The organism is Afipia sp. OHSU_II-C1 (assembly GCF_000497575.1).
Lineage (GTDB): Bacteria > Pseudomonadota > Alphaproteobacteria > Rhizobiales > Xanthobacteraceae > Afipia.
This window is the reverse complement of sequence record NZ_APJI01000005.1, coordinates 176,547-191,747: the sequence shown is the minus strand read 5'-3', so window position 1 is coordinate 191,747 and position 15,201 is coordinate 176,547. Positions and strand designations below refer to the sequence as shown.

14 protein-coding genes are annotated in these 15,201 nt (G+C 59.4%); 4 read left to right on the top strand and 10 right to left on the bottom strand.

Annotation, left to right across the window (positions count from 1 at the left end):
• Positions 1–21 precede the first annotated feature (21 nt).
• Positions 22–729 (top strand): DUF1236 domain-containing protein, encoded by a 708-nt coding sequence (locus tag I554_RS0105015; protein WP_024575238.1) that lies wholly within the window; start codon positions 22–24, stop codon positions 727–729.
• A gap of 73 nt (positions 730–802) precedes the next feature.
• On the opposite strand, the gene I554_RS0105010 is transcribed toward I554_RS0105015, so the two are convergent.
• The 6 genes from I554_RS0105010 to I554_RS0104985 all read right to left on the bottom strand — a co-directional run bounded on the left by I554_RS0105010 (position 803) and on the right by I554_RS0104985 (position 7,770).
• Positions 803–1,558: a hypothetical protein gene (locus tag I554_RS0105010; protein WP_244432715.1), complete on the bottom strand. Its 756-nt coding sequence runs from the start codon at positions 1,556–1,558 to the stop codon at positions 803–805.
• Positions 1,559–1,744: 186 nt separating this feature from the next.
• Positions 1,745–2,929 (bottom strand): acetyl-CoA C-acyltransferase, encoded by a 1,185-nt coding sequence (locus tag I554_RS0105005; protein ID WP_024575236.1) that lies wholly within the window; start codon positions 2,927–2,929, stop codon positions 1,745–1,747.
• A gap of 130 nt (positions 2,930–3,059) precedes the next feature.
• Positions 3,060–4,190 (bottom strand): acyl-CoA dehydrogenase family protein, encoded by a 1,131-nt coding sequence (locus I554_RS0105000; protein WP_024575235.1) that lies wholly within the window; start codon positions 4,188–4,190, stop codon positions 3,060–3,062.
• Between the two features lie 21 nt (positions 4,191–4,211).
• Positions 4,212–5,393 carry an acyl-CoA dehydrogenase family protein gene (locus tag I554_RS0104995; RefSeq protein WP_024575234.1) on the bottom strand — a complete coding sequence of 394 codons (1,182 nt, stop codon included), beginning with the start codon at positions 5,391–5,393 and terminating at the stop codon, positions 4,212–4,214.
• 12 nt (positions 5,394–5,405) lie between these two features.
• Positions 5,406–6,149, bottom strand: coding sequence for an SDR family NAD(P)-dependent oxidoreductase (locus tag I554_RS0104990; RefSeq protein ID WP_024575233.1), 744 nt, complete (start codon positions 6,147–6,149; stop codon positions 5,406–5,408).
• A gap of 64 nt (positions 6,150–6,213) precedes the next feature.
• Positions 6,214–7,770 carry an AMP-binding protein gene (locus I554_RS0104985; RefSeq protein WP_024575232.1) on the bottom strand — a complete coding sequence of 519 codons (1,557 nt, stop codon included), beginning with the start codon at positions 7,768–7,770 and terminating at the stop codon, positions 6,214–6,216.
• A gap of 222 nt (positions 7,771–7,992) precedes the next feature.
• On the opposite strand from I554_RS0104985, the gene I554_RS0104980 reads away from it, so the two are divergent.
• Together I554_RS0104980 and I554_RS0104975 are read left to right on the top strand one after the other, a co-directional pair.
• Complete coding sequence (locus I554_RS0104980) at positions 7,993–8,751, top strand: SDR family NAD(P)-dependent oxidoreductase (protein WP_029659685.1); 759 nt, start codon at positions 7,993–7,995, stop codon at positions 8,749–8,751.
• A 1-nt stretch (position 8,752) separates the two neighbouring features.
• A complete protein-coding gene (locus I554_RS0104975; RefSeq protein ID WP_024575230.1) occupies positions 8,753–9,433 on the top strand; it encodes a glutathione S-transferase family protein in 681 nt (226 codons plus the stop codon).
• A gap of 44 nt (positions 9,434–9,477) precedes the next feature.
• Here I554_RS0104975 and I554_RS0104970 read toward each other — a convergent pair whose 3' ends face one another.
• Positions 9,478–10,677 carry a CoA transferase gene (locus I554_RS0104970; RefSeq protein WP_024575229.1) on the bottom strand — a complete coding sequence of 400 codons (1,200 nt, stop codon included), beginning with the start codon at positions 10,675–10,677 and terminating at the stop codon, positions 9,478–9,480.
• An 82-nt stretch (positions 10,678–10,759) separates the two neighbouring features.
• Positions 10,760–11,398, bottom strand: a complete 639-nt coding sequence (locus I554_RS0104965) for a 2-hydroxychromene-2-carboxylate isomerase (RefSeq protein ID WP_024575228.1) — start codon at positions 11,396–11,398, stop codon at positions 10,760–10,762.
• 252 nt (positions 11,399–11,650) lie between these two features.
• Between I554_RS0104965 and I554_RS26235 the strand changes: the two genes are divergently transcribed.
• The gene (locus tag I554_RS26235; protein WP_024578258.1) at positions 11,651–12,175 is read left to right on the top strand and encodes a helix-turn-helix domain-containing protein; all 525 of its coding nucleotides are present in this window, start codon (positions 11,651–11,653) and stop codon (positions 12,173–12,175) included.
• A gap of 68 nt (positions 12,176–12,243) precedes the next feature.
• On the opposite strand, the gene I554_RS0104955 is transcribed toward I554_RS26235, so the two are convergent.
• Both I554_RS0104955 and I554_RS0104950 read right to left on the bottom strand, forming a co-directional pair.
• Positions 12,244–13,863, bottom strand: a complete 1,620-nt coding sequence (locus I554_RS0104955) for a long-chain-fatty-acid--CoA ligase (protein WP_034462038.1) — start codon at positions 13,861–13,863, stop codon at positions 12,244–12,246.
• A 105-nt stretch (positions 13,864–13,968) separates the two neighbouring features.
• Positions 13,969–15,168 carry an ABC transporter substrate-binding protein gene (locus tag I554_RS0104950; RefSeq protein WP_024575225.1) on the bottom strand — a complete coding sequence of 400 codons (1,200 nt, stop codon included), beginning with the start codon at positions 15,166–15,168 and terminating at the stop codon, positions 13,969–13,971.
• Positions 15,169–15,201: the final 33 nt, after the last annotated feature.

Here is a 15,201-nt window from a genome sequence, read left to right as displayed (position 1 = left end):
GCAGACAACGAGGAGGATACCATGAAGACGAAGCTTTTGATGACCGTCGCGACCGCCGCCCTGATCGGCAGCGCCGGACTGGTCTCAGCGCAGACGCCTGGCAATGCGCCGAACGCGCCTGCTGCATCCCAGCCCGCACCGTCAGCCGGCGCACCTGCTGAAAAGGCTGCACCGTCCGGTGAGATGAAGGGCGGTCAGGCTCAGGTGCCGCGTGAAGGCGGAAATGCCCAGCGTGCTCAGGACAACACCCGAGACGGCATGAAGTCGAAGGGCGCGGAAACGGCCCCCGATACGAAGAGCGGCAAGGCTGCGTCCGAAACGAATATGGACAGGTCGAAAGACGGCATGAAGGCCGACCGGAAAAACGCCGCTGAGAAGGACGGCATGAAGGGCGATCAGAAGAATGCCGCCGAAAGGGATGGCATGAAGGGCGATCAGAAGACCGGGGCAACAACCGGTCAGGCTGGCGCCAGCGCAAAGCTTACAACCGAGCAGCGCACGACGATCCGCACCTCGATCACCAAGCAGAACATCAAGCCTGTGACGAACGTTAACTTCTCGATCTCCGTCGGCACGCGAGTTCCGCGAACGGTAAGCTTCCACCCGCTCCCGCCGGAAGTTATCACGATCTACCCCGATTGGCGTGGATATGAGTTCTTCCTGGTGGGCGGCGAAATCGTGATCGTGAACCCGCGCACGCTCGAAATTGTCGCCGTGCTCGAAGCATAAGCTGAGCACCACCAAAATGATCAGAGGCCGGTCCGATCGACCGGCCTCTTTCTGCTTGCAGATTGAGAACGATTTAGCGAAGCCGCCCTCGCGCCACGTCATATGTCCAGGAGCGGCGGCCGCTGCTGAAGACCACACGCCTGAACTGCAGAGCCCTGGCCTGCTCCGGAATCTTCGCCGTCTCGACCAGTTGCATGGCCATCTGCCGCGTCATCTGCGGCGACACAAACCGGACCGTACTGTTGCCGCGGCCGGACGCCTCCACCTTCATTCCATCGTCCCGCATCCGCTGTCCCATTTCATGGGCATAGAGTTCACGGTTGGCGACGGCAGCGATCTGAACGGACGGTTGAAGAATTCCGTACTGGATCATGCGCATGGCATTGGCCATCTCCAGCGCCTGCGCATTCGCGGGGTCAGCGGCTGCGGCCATCTGCAGGCGCAACCCCATGCTACGGAATGCGGACAGAGATACCGGCGCCTTGCTCCTGCCTCGCCTCGAATTTTCATAACTTGCTTTCAGCGCCATCGCTTCGCCGAGTAACGCATCAAGAGCAGCCTTGTTGTCGGCGGCTTTCTGCTCGGCTGGAGACAGCGGGGCCGGTGCCGGAGCGGGTGTCGCCTCTGCCGGCTGGGCAGGCGCAACGGTAACAGGCTCCGATTGCGCCGGAATCGTCCCCGTCGCCTGTGCCGCCGCATCCGTGGGCTTGTCAGCTTGCGTATTTTGCGTGCTCGGCGTTGTCGCCTGCGTCGTTTGGCCCAGAACAAGCCCGCTGGAAAGCATGGTGAGAGAGATCAGCGATAAAGCAATGCTCTTGCGTCGCAACACGTCCGCACCCAATCGGTTGGGATCGATGCCAAATATTGATCGACGCTCTAGAACGCATCAAGGGGAGTTTTGTTCGGGCCAGGGATAAATGTTTTCCGGGCCAATCCTCATAAAAGAGGCCCGGCGACCTATCGGGCGCCGGGCCAGTTTAAGACGCAAGTCAGGGAGACCAACGCCGTAGAGCAATCAATGCACGATTTCGAACAGTCCAGCCGCGCCCATGCCACCACCGATGCACATGGTCACGACGCCGTACTTGGCCTTGCGGCGACGGCCTTCAATCAGAACGTGTCCGGCCAGGCGCGCGCCGGTCATCCCGTAAGGGTGCCCCATGGCGATCGAGCCGCCGTTGACGTTGAGCTTTTCCGGATCGATTCCCAGCTTGTCCCGGCAATAGATGACCTGGACGGCGTAGGCCTCGTTCAATTCCCAGAGATCGATGTCATCGATCTTGAGACCATGACGCTTCAGCAGGCGGGGAATCGCGACCACAGGGCCGACACCCATCTCATCCGGCTCGACGCCCGCAGCGACAAAACCACGGAAGATGCCGAGCGGCTTGAGGCCCTTCCTGGCAGCGACCTTGTCACTCATGATGACGCTGGCCGAGGCGCCGTCAGACAGCTGGCTGGCGTTGCCGGCGCTGATGGTCTTGCCCTCGAACACCGGCTTGATGCTGGCGATGCCTTCGGCGGTCGAATCTGGACGCGGGCCTTCGTCCTTGGTCAGGGTGATATCCTTGAACGAGACCTGCTTGGTCTCCTTGTCCACCACAGCCATCTTGGTCTTGAACGGCACAATTTCATCGTTGAATCGTCCGCCCTGAATGGCGGCGCCGGTGCGGCGCTGGGATTCAAGGCCGTACTCGTCCTGCTTGTCGCGCGGAATGTTGTAACGCGCAGCGACCACCTCGGCGGTCTCCAGCATTGACATGTACATGTCCGGCTTCATCGCCATCAGCTCATCGTCGACAGCATGAAACTTGTTCATATGCTCGTTCTGAACGAGGCTGATCGATTCGATGCCGCCGCCGATAGCAATCTCGACGCCGTCCAGCATGACCGAGCGCGCGGCGACAGCAATCGCCTGCAGACCCGACGCGCACTGGCGGTCGATGGTCGTACCGGCGACCGTGATCGGAAGTCCGGCGCGGATCGCGCCCTTGCGCGCAACGTTCATGACCATGGTGCCCTGCTGCATCGCGCAGCCCATCACCACGTCCTCGACCTCGCCCGGATCGATCCCGGCGCGCTTCACTGCCTCGGCCATGACATGGCCCGCCATCGTGGGACCTTCGGTGTTGTTGAGCGCGCCGCGATAGGCTTTGCCGATGCCCGTGCGAGCGGTGGAAACGATAACTGCATCTACCATCCGATGATCTCCAGGATGTGAGCCAACTGTCAGCAGGCTCTAGGTGAAGTTCTTTTGTATTATATCCATCATATAACAAAAAGTGCCTCTGGCTCTGGCAATGCTGCCATGCAAGAGGGTCGATCGAAGATCAGGCGGCGCGGGCGTAACGGAGGAGGTGATAAGTCGGGTCGCCGAACTGGATGTTGATCGATGCGATGCGCTTGAAATAGTGACCGACATTGAGTTCGTCGCTCATGCCCATGCCGCCATGAAGCTGGATCGCCTGCTCGCCCACAAAACGGGCCGCCTCGCCGATCTTCGACTTTGCGCCCGACGCAAGCTTCGATCCTTGCGGATCACGGTCAGCCACGCTCAGGTTCAGGTGCTGGGTAAGCGACGTCGCCTCCTCGAGCGCGATGAACATATCGACCATCCGGTGCTGCAACACCTGGAATGTTCCAAGGGTCACGCCGAACTGTTTACGGGTCTTGCTGTATTCCAGCGTGGCCGCGTTCAGTTCAGCCATCGCCCCGGTTGCCTCGGCGCACTGGGCAGCAATGGCACGATCCCTGCACGCTTCGAGCGCTGACACGCCCTTGCCTTCAACCCCGAGCAGACGGTTTGCCGGCACGCTGACATCCTTCAGCGTGATCTCCGCCGCGCGCCGCCCATCGATCGTCTTGAAGCTTTGCAGATGAAGTCCAGCCGACTGACGGTCAACGACGAACAGGCTGACACCGGCGTTGTCGCGCGGCCCGCCGAGCGTACGCGCCGACACGATCAATTTGTCGGCCCATGGCGCTCCCATCACCGCGGCTTTCGCACCGTTCAGGATGTAGTTGTCGCCACTGCGCTTGGCAGTTGTTGCTACATTATTGGGGTCATACCGCGACCGGCCCTCGGTCCATGCCAGCGCCCAGACAGCTTCACCCGCCATGATCGGTGGCAGAAATTCTTCACGTTGTGCGTCGGTGCCGACATCCTCGATCAGACCACCCGCCAGCACGACGGTCTCGAAGAAGGGCTCCACCACGAGATGGCGGCCGAATTCCTGCATCACGATCATCGTCGCCAGCGGTCCGCCGCCAAGCCCGCCAGAGGACTCGGCAAAGGGGGCGGCCAGCAGGCCAAGCTCCGCGAAAGCGCTCCAGTGCTTCTTGCTCCACCCTTCTTCCGTCGCGACGATTTTACGACGCGTATCGAAATCGTACTGGTCGCGTAGCAGTTTCTGAATGCTGCTACGCAGGAGTTCCTGTTCTTCCGTAAACTGAATATCCACCGGATGCCTCGTGCGACGCGATTAAAGACCGAGCACCGCTTTCGCGATGATGTTGCGCTGGATCTCGTTCGATCCGCCGTAAATGCTGAGCTTGCGCGCGTTCAGATACTTCTCTGGCGCGGTGTGACCATCGGCCGGCCCCGGCATGAAGGTGTTTGCGCTGGCCGGATGCTCGCGTAGCGCCAGACCGTAGTTGCCAATGGCCCGGTGCGTCAGATCGGTGATGCGCTGGAAGATTTCGGTGCCCCGGATCTTGAACAGCGAGGCCGCAGGTCCCGGATCGATCCCCCGCGCCATCTGCGCAACAACGCGAAGCTCGGTGGCTTCCAGCGCCAGCACATCGAGTTCGACGCGGGCAATGTCCTTGGTGAACTCATTGAAAGCAGGATCGTCCTCGGCAATCTCGGCCTTCACGATCTTCTTCAGCTTGTTCAGATAGCGTGTCGAGCGCCCGATGCCCGCCATGCTGGTCCGCTCGTTGCCAAGCAGGAATTTCGCGTAAGTCCAACCCTTGTTCTCCTCACCGATCAGATTTTCGGCGGGAACGCGGACGTTCTCCAGGAAGACATCGTTGACTTCATGCGACCCGTCGATCGTGATAATCGGCCGAACCGTTACACCCGGACTCTTCATATCGATGAGCAGGAAGGAAATGCCCGACTGCGCCTTCGCTGTCGGGTCCGTACGCACCAGACAGAAAATCCAGTCTGCGTGCTGGGCCAGCGTGGTCCAGGTCTTGTGGCCATTGACGATGTAATGGTCGCCCTCACGCACTGCCTTGGTGCGAACCGACGCAAGATCCGATCCTGAGCCAGGCTCCGAGTAACCTTGGCACCACCAGTCCTCGCCCGACAGAATCCGCGGCAAAAACTTCTTCTTTTGCGCGTCGTTGCCGTACGTATAGATAACAGGCCCAACCATCGTGACGCTGAACGCCAGAGGCGGCAGCGTTCCGGCGCGCGTGGTTTCCTGCTCCCAGATAAAGCGCTGTGTGATCGACCAGCCGGGCCCGCCGTATTCCTTCGGCCACAGCGGTGCGATCCATCCCTTCTTGTGCAGGATCTTGTGCCAGAGCATCGACTGCTCCTTGGTCAGATCCGTTTCCGGATTCGGCACGCGCATTTCCTGCGGATAGTTGTCCGCGATGAAGGCCCTTACCTCATCCCGAAACGCCGCATCTTCACTGGAAAGCTTCAGCTCCATCGGAAGGCTCCGTTACCACTTCTCGCCGAACGGGCGGATTTCGGTCTCGAACGTCCAGGCATCGCGCGGCTGCTGATAAAGCTGCCAATAAGTCTCTGCGACCGCAGCCGGGCGCATCAGGCGGTTCGGATCGAGATTCTCGATCGCCTCTTTGCCCTCGCGATTGGCGATCAGTTGCCGCACCCACTCCGTATCGACGCTGGAATCGATGATGAGGTGAGAAACGTGGATGTTCTTCGGTCCAAGCTCCCGCGCGATCGCCTGCGCGACGGCGCGAAGACCGAACTTGGCGCTGGCGAAAGCCGCAAACCCCGAACCGCCGCGCAAGCTCGCGGTCGCACCGGTGAAGAAGATCGCACCTTTGCCGCGCGGCAGCATCACCCGGGCTGCTTCACGTCCCGCAAGGAAGCCGGAGTAGCAGGCCATTTCCCAAACCTTGCGGAAGACCCGTTCGGTGGTTTCGAGGATCGGGAAATTGACGTTGGCGCCGATGTTGAAAATGCAGACTTCCAGCGGAGCATGCTTGTCGGCGTCGGAAATGAAGGAAATCATCTCCTCTTCCTTGCGCGCATCGAGCGAACGGCCAAATACCGTTCCGCCTGCATCTCTGATCTCTTTCATCAGAGGCTCGAGTTTCTCGCCCTGACGGCGCCCCACAAAGACCGTGAAACCTTCGGCTGCGAATTTCTTGGCGATTTCGCCGCCGATGAAATCTCCGGCGCCGATCACCGCCACGGTCGCGTTACGTTTCTGCAAGATCTTTCTCCTAGAAAGAGGAATTTTCAAAGTTCATCAGCGAAGGCGGCGTCTCAACGAGACGTCAGGTGCCTCGCAACGATTCAGCCAACTTGTGTTTGAGAATCTTGCCCGTCGATGTCGCCGGCAATGCATCGAGCACGATGATCTGCGATGGACGCTTGTAAGATGTGAGCTGTTTGCCGGCGAACGCCATCAGTTCGGAGGGCGTCACGTTAGAGCCCTTCAGCAGCTGAACGAACGCCACCACTTCTTCGTTGCCGTCGGCACTACGTCCGACGACAGCGGATTGCACGACTGCGTCATGCGAACTCAGCACGGCTTCCACTTCGGCGGGATAGACGTTGAATCCCGAACGAATGATCATTTCCTTGGTGCGCCCGACGATGAACATGCAGTCGCCGTCAAGGTACGCTAGATCGCCTGTATTGAACCATCCATCGCGATCGATGACCTTCTCTGTCAAATCAGGCGCGCGGTAGTATCCGAGCATCACGTTCTTTCCGCGAACATGAAGTTCGCCCACAGCTCCGTTCGCTGCCAGCTTGCCGTCGCGATCGATGATGCGCCCTTCCACGCCCGGCACAATCTGGCCGACCGCACTGTCAGGGCGTGGCGCTTCGATCCGAACGCCAGAAATCCCCGGCGCGCATTCGGTAATGCCGTATCCATTCAGCAGAGGCAGACCAAGCTCTGCTTCGACACGGGACTTCAAATCTGGATCGAGCGGCGCGCCAGCAACGCCAATATATCTCAGCGAACCCTTGTTCAGTTTCGGGACGCCGGAAAGCGTCTTGTACTCAAGCAGGCGCTGATAGGTTGCCGGCACACCATTGAGGATGGTGATCCCCTCTTCCGCGATGGCTTTTGCAAGCGCTGCGGGATCGTACTTGCTGACCAGCCGGACGGTGCCGCCTGTCATCAGCGTCATCAAAGTCAGCGAAACACCGACGATATGAGAGATGGGAAGAACGACGTAGAGCTTGTCCCGATTGTCCATCCGCCTGAGCAGCGCCGTGGTCCTGGCGCTAAACAGCAGATTCTCGTGAGTCAGCATGACGCCTTTTGGCGTCCCTGTGGTCCCGGACGTATAGATCAGGACAGCCACCTGCTTCGCCGGACTGGTTTGCACAGGCTCCGGCGTCGTCGTCTCGTTCAACGCACTGACGCCGATATTGTCGAGCGGACCGACCTTCGCGATTTCCGTGCCCACGCGCTGCGCATGGCTCGCAGCCTCGCCGGAGACATCAGCCGTGAAGAACATGCGGCGCGAGCCGCTGTGATCGCGAATCTGATCCAACTCGCGTGGCGATAGCCGCGGATTCACAACAATGGCCCAGGCGTTGATCTTGCTGGCAGCCAGCAGAAGCGCCACCAGCGCGATGCTATTCTCGCTGACAATCATCATCCGGTCGCCCGGACGAATGCCCAATGCGGTCAGTGATGCAGCGGTTTGGTCAACATTGTTGGCCAGTTGCCGATAAGACCAGGCTCGGCCATCCTCGATCAGGGCCGGATGATCCGGGGTTTCCGCGACGGCGCGTGCCATCGTGTCGTGTAGCCGCTCTGGCAATCCATCCAGAATATCGGAAACATCGAATTCGGGTTGAGCGCTAGCCAATTTATCCTCCGGCAATATTCTTCGACCGCTTCGGCGGCGGTCTTGACGTGGACGCACGTTAGCGTTCTTTTTTAGAACTAGTCAATCTGAATGATGCGGCGCGATAGATCTTGGTTCCGGCCTCAGCCCACCCATAGGCCACAGGTCGGTGCAGATTGCGACGATATTCGTTTACAAGGATCGGTATGGCCGCTATGAAAGAAAGTATCAAATAAGAACTTAATGGGAGAAACGATCTTGGCTCAGGGCAACGGCGTGGTTTTGCTGGTCGGCGCGGGTGACGCTATCGGTGCGGCGGTCGCCCGCCGATTCGCCAAGGGTGGATACAAGGTATGCGTGGCCCGCCGCGACGCAGCGAAATCTCAATCGCTTGTCGATGAATTGAAGGCGGAAGGATGTGAAGTCCACGCCATCAGCGTCGATGCCCGCCAGGAAGCCGATGTGCAGGCCATGTTTGCGCGCATCGAAAAGGAAATCGGGCCGATCGAGGTTTGCCTCTACAACGCGGGGTCCAACGTCAACAAGCCGCTGCTGGAGACCACCGAGAAGCTGTTCTTCAAGGCATGGGAACTCGCCTGCTATGGCGGATTTCTTGTCGGCCGCGAAGCCGCCAAGAACATGCTCCCGCGCGGCCGGGGCACCATCCTGTTCACCGGCGCAACAGCGAGTGTGCGCGGCGGGAAAGGTTTTGCCGCGTTCTCATCTGCCAAGTTCGGCCTCCGTGCCGTGGCCCAAGCGATGGCGCGCGAACTGGGCCCCAAGAATATTCATGTTGTCCATCTGCTGATCGACGCGGCCGTGGACAGCGAGGCGATTCATCTGCGCATGAAGGCCGCTAAGGGTATTGAAGCTAGCGACATCCCGGCCGACAGCCTGACCAAGACAGACTCGATTGCAGACGCGTACTGGTTCACACATCACCAGAAGCGCGACGGTTGGACTCACGAACTCGATCTGCGTCCCTCTGTGGAGACCTGGTGACATGGCGACCGCACCGCACCTCACCCTGTGGGGCGTCGGAACCAGCCGTACGGTCCGCCCGCACTGGGCGATGGCCGAACTTGGCCTGACCTACGAAACCCGCGCCATCGGCCCTCGCACCGGCGAGACCAAGACCGCCGAATACACCAAGCTCAACCCGCGCCAAAAAGTGCCGTTGCTGCAGGACGGCGATTTCGCAATCGGTGAGAGCGCCGCCATTGTCGCGTATCTGTCGCGCACCTACGGCGGGCCAGGCAGATCGCTCATTCCAGAAGACAAAGCGCAGTATGCCAAGTGGCTGGAATGGTGCTTTTTCATTGTGACCGAGCTTGATTCAACAAGCCTCTACGTGATGCGCCGCCACAGCGCTGACGCGCTTGGGCCGATCTACGGCATTGCCCCCGATGTCGTCGCCAAAGCCGGCGAGTATTTTCGCGAGCAGTTGCGGCACGTCGAAGTGGCTCTCGCCGATGGGCGAACGTTCTTGATGGGCGATCAGTTTACCAGCGCGGACATTCTACTCACGACATGTCTCGATTGGGCGATCGCTTACGGTGTCGGCATTTGCGACAACGCCCACCCCTATCTCGAACGCATCCAGGCGCGGCCGGGATATCGCAGCGGAATGGCAGCGAATATGACGCCGACGCCGCCCAGTGCTCCTGTCAAAAAGCAAGCTTGATTTTCCGATGAAAGTACCCGCGATGCGGTGAGCATCGCGGTTTTTTACCCCGCCGCCCTAACAGCCTTGTTTGCGATCATGGCGTCGATGGCGCTATCGCTGTAGCCGAGGTCGCGCAGCACCGCGCGGGAGTGCTCGCCGACCCGCGGCGCCGGACCTCCTATGGCAGCCTTGTTGACTTCGAAGATCGCCGCGGGCTTTGGCTGCCGCACACGGCCAACTGTCGGCTGCTCGAATTCCTCGATCAGACCCCGCGCCACAACCTGCTCATTGTCGATGATTTCGCCGCGCCGCAGGATCGGCGAACACGGCACATCGTTCTCGTCCAGCCGCTTCAGCCATTCAGCCGTGGTGTATTTGCCGATATACGTCTGCATGGTGTTGATACGGGCCGTGGCGTTGATGAACCGCGCGCTCGGCGTGGCGAAACGCTCGTCCTTGGCCAGTGCTGGGTCGCCGGTCGCGTTGCAGAAGCCCAGCCACTCGGAATCCGAGATGGTGCCGGCGGTAATGTAACCGTCGAGCGTCTGGAATACGAGATCAGGCCGATCGTTCGGATCGCCGACCGCCGTCTCCTTGCCCACAACGGTGTATTGCATCATGCCTTCCGGCCACAAATACGAGATCATGGCGTCCAGCATCGCCACCTGGATGTGGTCGCCCTTGCCCGTCTTCTCGCGTGCGTACAGAGCCGACGACACCGCCTGCGCCGTGAACACCGACGTCGTCTTGTCGCAGACGATGGTGCGGATCATCTGCGGCCGGTTGGTCCCCGGCTGCGACTGGATGTCGGCAAAACCAGACAGCGCCTGGACGATCGGATCATAGACGCGCTTTTTGACGTAAGGCCCGCTGTCGCCCACCCCGCTAATCGAGACGTAAATCAGCCGCGGGTACTTCTTGCGCAATTCCTCATGACCGAGCCCGAGGCGCTCCATCGTGCCCGGACGGAAGTTCTGCACCAACACGTCCGCCTGCGCAGCGAGCTTGGCCAGCACTTCGCGGCCGGCGTTGCTTTTTATATCGATCGAAAGCGAGCGCTTGCCGCGGTTGCACGACACGAACAGCGCGGAGAATTCGCCAGCTGCATCGATCAGATTCCGGCTCCGGCGAGTGCCATCTCCGGTAGTTGGCTCGACCTTCAGCACATCCGCGCCCTGGTCCGCCAGGAACATCGTCGCATACGGTCCCGACACCACCGCGGTCAGATCCAGAACGCGCACACCATGAAGGGGACCGGACATCTGCTTCTTCCTGATTTCCTGGCGGGACGGCCTGTCGGCCTTACCCGAGCAAAGGCGTGATGGCGAGAACCTTAAGCCGCGATCAGGCGGACTTGGCCTTCGCCGCGCCGAGCTGTTCGACAATGGACTCTTCCACGTCGCGCACCTGATCCTTGCCGAAGAACATTTCCTTGCCGACGAAGAAGGTCGGCGAGCCGAATGCGCCGCGATTCACCGCATCGGTGGTGACCTCGATCAGGCGCTTCTTGACATCATCCTGCTGCGCACGCGCATAAAGCCGGTCGATGTCGATACCCGACGACAGGAATGCATTCCGGAACACCTCCGGATCGTCCATCTTCTTCGGCTCTTCCCACATGTGATGATAGGCGGCCCGGAAATAGGGCTCGAACATGTTTTCAAACTGGGCCGCCGTGCCGACGCGCATCAGCGTCAGCGTGTTGACCGGGAAGAACGGGTTCTGCTTGAATTTGGTGATGCCGTACTTGCGGAGAAAACGCTCGGTCTCGAGCGCATTGAACTCCGGCTTGTTCTTGATGCCACGCAGCGAGTCGGACGGCGACATGTTATTGGTCGCCTTGTAGATGCCACCAAGCAGCACCGGGACATAGTCAAACTTGACGCCGGTACGCTTTTCGATGCCCGGAATCGCATATTCTGCCAGATAGGCATTCGGGCTACCGAAATCGAACTGAAACTCGACCTTCAAGGGACTGGTCACGCGCTTCTCCTCCTCCTCCGTCACACGTCGTCCGACGTGTCTTTTGATATTTTACCGCCCTTGCCCGGAGCGTGGGTCATTCATAGAGTTCTAAAATTGAACTGTCAATTCGATCTGGCCTTCCGGGCAGATTTTACGCCACCCAGCCCAAAATAGGACTTTTGTCCAACTCAGTGCCTATTTAGAATGGTACGTATGCAGGCTATATAACATGAACCGACGATCAGCCTTGCGCACGAACCGGAGACCACGATGAGATGGGATGAACTAGAAGAAGAACCCTGTTCCATGGCCCGTACCATCGGCGTAATCGGCGACCGATGGAGCCTCCTGATCCTGCGCGAATGCTTCCTGCGGACCCGCCGGTTTGAGGCATTTCAGTCCGCTCTCGGGATCACCCGGCATCTTCTGGCCGAGCGCCTCAAGAAGCTGGTCCGTCTCGGCGTCCTGCGGCGAGTCGCCTATCAGGAATCGCCCAAGCGGCACGAATACATTCTCACCCAGAAGGGCCTCGACCTTTACCCGATCATGATGGCGATCGTTCACTGGGGCGATATCCATATGGTCGATGAGCGCGGCCGTCCGCTGCTGCACGAACATCAGAAATGCGGCCACCAGTTCAACCCGGTCATGATCTGCTCTGAATGCGGCGAGCCATTGCTGGCGAAGGAAGTTCACGTCCATCCCGGTCCTGGTGCACGCCCGAAGACTATCCCGCCGAAGCCTGCGAGGGTGGCCAAGGCCAAAACCCCGCGAGCAAAGGCTCGGGCGGCTTAAACAGCAACGTTCCAGACGATCAGTTCGATCTATTGACAAAGGCGCCAGATTTTCTGGCGCCTTTTCCGTTACGCGCTTTTCTGCGCGGTGTAGTGCCCAGCGAAGCGCTGGCGCAACTCCATCTTCTGCACCTTGCCGGTCGCGCCGTAGGTCAGAGCGTCGATGAAAATAACATCATCCGGCATCCACCACTTGGCGATCTTCCCTTCCAGAAATGCGATGATCGACTTTGCGGTCGCCGGTTCCGATGCAGATGGCACCACAACGAGCAGTGGACGCTCCTCCCATTGTGGATGGGGAATGCCGATGACAGCCGCCTCGGCCACGCCGGGGCAACCGATCGCCAGGTTCTCGACATCGATCGAGCTGATCCACTCACCACCGGACTTGATGACGTCCTTGGCTCGATCGGTAAGCTGGATGTAGTTGTCATCATCCATCACGGCGAGATCGCCCGTGTTGAACCACCCGTCTTCCAGCAAAGGCTTTTCTTCGCGGTAGTAGCCGCTGAGAACCCAGGGACCGCGAACCATCAGGCGGCCGCTGGATTTGCCGTCGCGGGGCATCTCGTTTCCATTTTCGTCCGCGATCTTCACATCGACACCAAAGAGCGGCTGCCCCTGCATGGTCTTGCGGTGAAGCTGCTCCTGCGCCGACGATTTTGCGACTTTCCGTGAAGGCTGTGGCGTGGTGCCGGTGGGGCTCGTTTCCGTCATTCCCCAGATGTGATTGACCGAAACACCGAGGCGTTCGAAGGCTTCCATCATGCTTGGTGCCGGCGCAGATCCCGCAACCGCGATCCGCTTCAACGTTCCGACGCCACGGCCCTGCTCCGTGAAATGCTGCAGAAGTTTTGTGTAGAGCGTCGGCACACCGGCGGTTAGCGTTACCCCCTCGGCCTCGATCAATTCGGCGATGCTTGCGGCATCGAGTTTCGGTCCCGGCAGGACGAGCTTGGCGCCCACCATCGGCGGGGCGTAGGTAAACCCCCAGGCGCCGTTGGCGTGAAACATCGGCGTCATTGGCAAAACCGTGTCCAGCGCGGTAAAGCCGAAGCTATGCGCTCCGCTTTCCGTCAGAACGTGCAACAAATCGGACCGATGGGAGTAGAGCACGCCCTTGGGGTTGCCCGTGGTTCCTGAAGTGTAGAACAACGAAGACGCCGATAGCTCGTCAAACTCGGGCCAGACAAAATCTTCGTCGCCGGTTTTGATGAAATCTTCGTAGCATTGCAGGTTGGGTATCGTCGTCGCAGACGGCATTGAAGCGCTGTCGACCATCAAGACGAACAACCGGACGGTCTTCAGGTCGGGTGCGAGCTTTTCAACCAGCGGCAGGAATGAACTCTCGAAAAACAGAACCTTATCTTCTGCGTGGTTGGCAATGTAGGAGATCTGCGCCGGGATCAATCGCGGGTTGATCGCATGCCAGATGGCGCCCATACCGGTTACACCATGCTCCAGCTCGAAATGGCGATAGTTATTCCAGGCCATGGTCGCGACCCGGTCGCTGAACCTGACACCCCAGCGATGCAACGCGCTGGCCAGTTGCCGGGTGCGTCGTGCAGCGTCGCGATAGGTATAACGATGAATTGGGCCTTCGACAGTGCGCGACACGATTTCCGTGCCCGCATGGAACCGGTCCGCATACCGCAACAATGACGACAGAAGCAGCGGCTGATTTTGCATTAAGCCCTTCACGGCCCTCTCCTCTCTAGAATTCCAGAAAACTGGACAACAAATCAAAAAAGGCCGGCATCTCGCAAGAGTGCCGGCCTCGATTCATCTCACGGGCTATTCGGACTTCGCGTCCAGCACGTCGCTGAATTGATCCCAGCTCTCACCCGTCCAGCGCTGCAGGCGCATCTGGGTGAAATCCTGGTTCACGCTCTCGCTCGTGTTGACAAGAACGCCCGGCAGCACCGTTGGAAGAGCAATGTCCTTCAGGTTCTTTGCCTGCTTGAGAATGTTCTCGCGAGACAGATCGTCACCACACTGCTTGATGATCTGCTCGAGAATCATCCCCTGGGTGTACCCGAAGATGTAGTTGGTATCGGAGATATCGACGCCAGGCATGTATTTGTCGATGAAGGCCCGATAGTCCTTCATACCCTTGTCGTTGTTCCACTTTGTATCAGTCGGATCCTTCGTCATGGTTCCGACAATCACGCCGATGGACTTGTCCAAGCCCGCAGGTTTCAAGGTCGCTCCGACCGAACCCGACGGATAGTTCAGCAACAACGTCGGTTTCCACCCAATCTCCGATGCCTTGCGGATCGCCTGGGCGGCAAATTTCGGCGTTCCTGCAACCAGCAAGGCGTCCGCGCCCGAACTCTTCAGATTCACGATTTGGGAATCGACCGTCGGGTCCGCGATCTCATAGGCCGCGGTGACGACACGCTTGTCGAACTCGCCCTTCATCAGCTCTTTGAAGGCATTGACGTAGTCTTTCCCGAGATCGTCGTTCTGATAAAGGATCGCGTATTTCTTGCCGGGAAGCGTTTTGTTCAAATACTTTGCGTAAATTTTTCCTTCGGTATCGAAGCTGACGAGACTGGTCGTCGTGATCGGGAAATCCTTCACGTTCGTGAATTTGTTCGAGCCGCTCACAATGCCGAGCGCCGGGACTTTCTTGCTCGTCAGATACTTCGCCGTTGCCGTATTACCGGGCGTGCCAAGCTGGCCGAACATGAAGGCAACTTCATCGCTCTCGACCAGTTTGCGGACATGCTCGACCGCTTTCGGCGGGCTGTAGGCATCGTCATAGGCGATGTAATTGATCTTGCGGCCGTTGATACCGCCGCGATCATTGACCGATTGGACGTAAGCGAGAACGCCCCTGCCCACGAGACCGATAGATGACGCGGGCCCGCTGAACGGGAACACGCCTCCGACCTTCACTTCAGTTGCGGTAACACCGGGTGTATCGGCGGCGAAGGCCGAACCGGACAGCGCAACCACCAACGCTGACGCGAGCTTCAAACCCTTGATCATCGTCTCTCCTCCCCTGTGAACATGTCCCGTGCC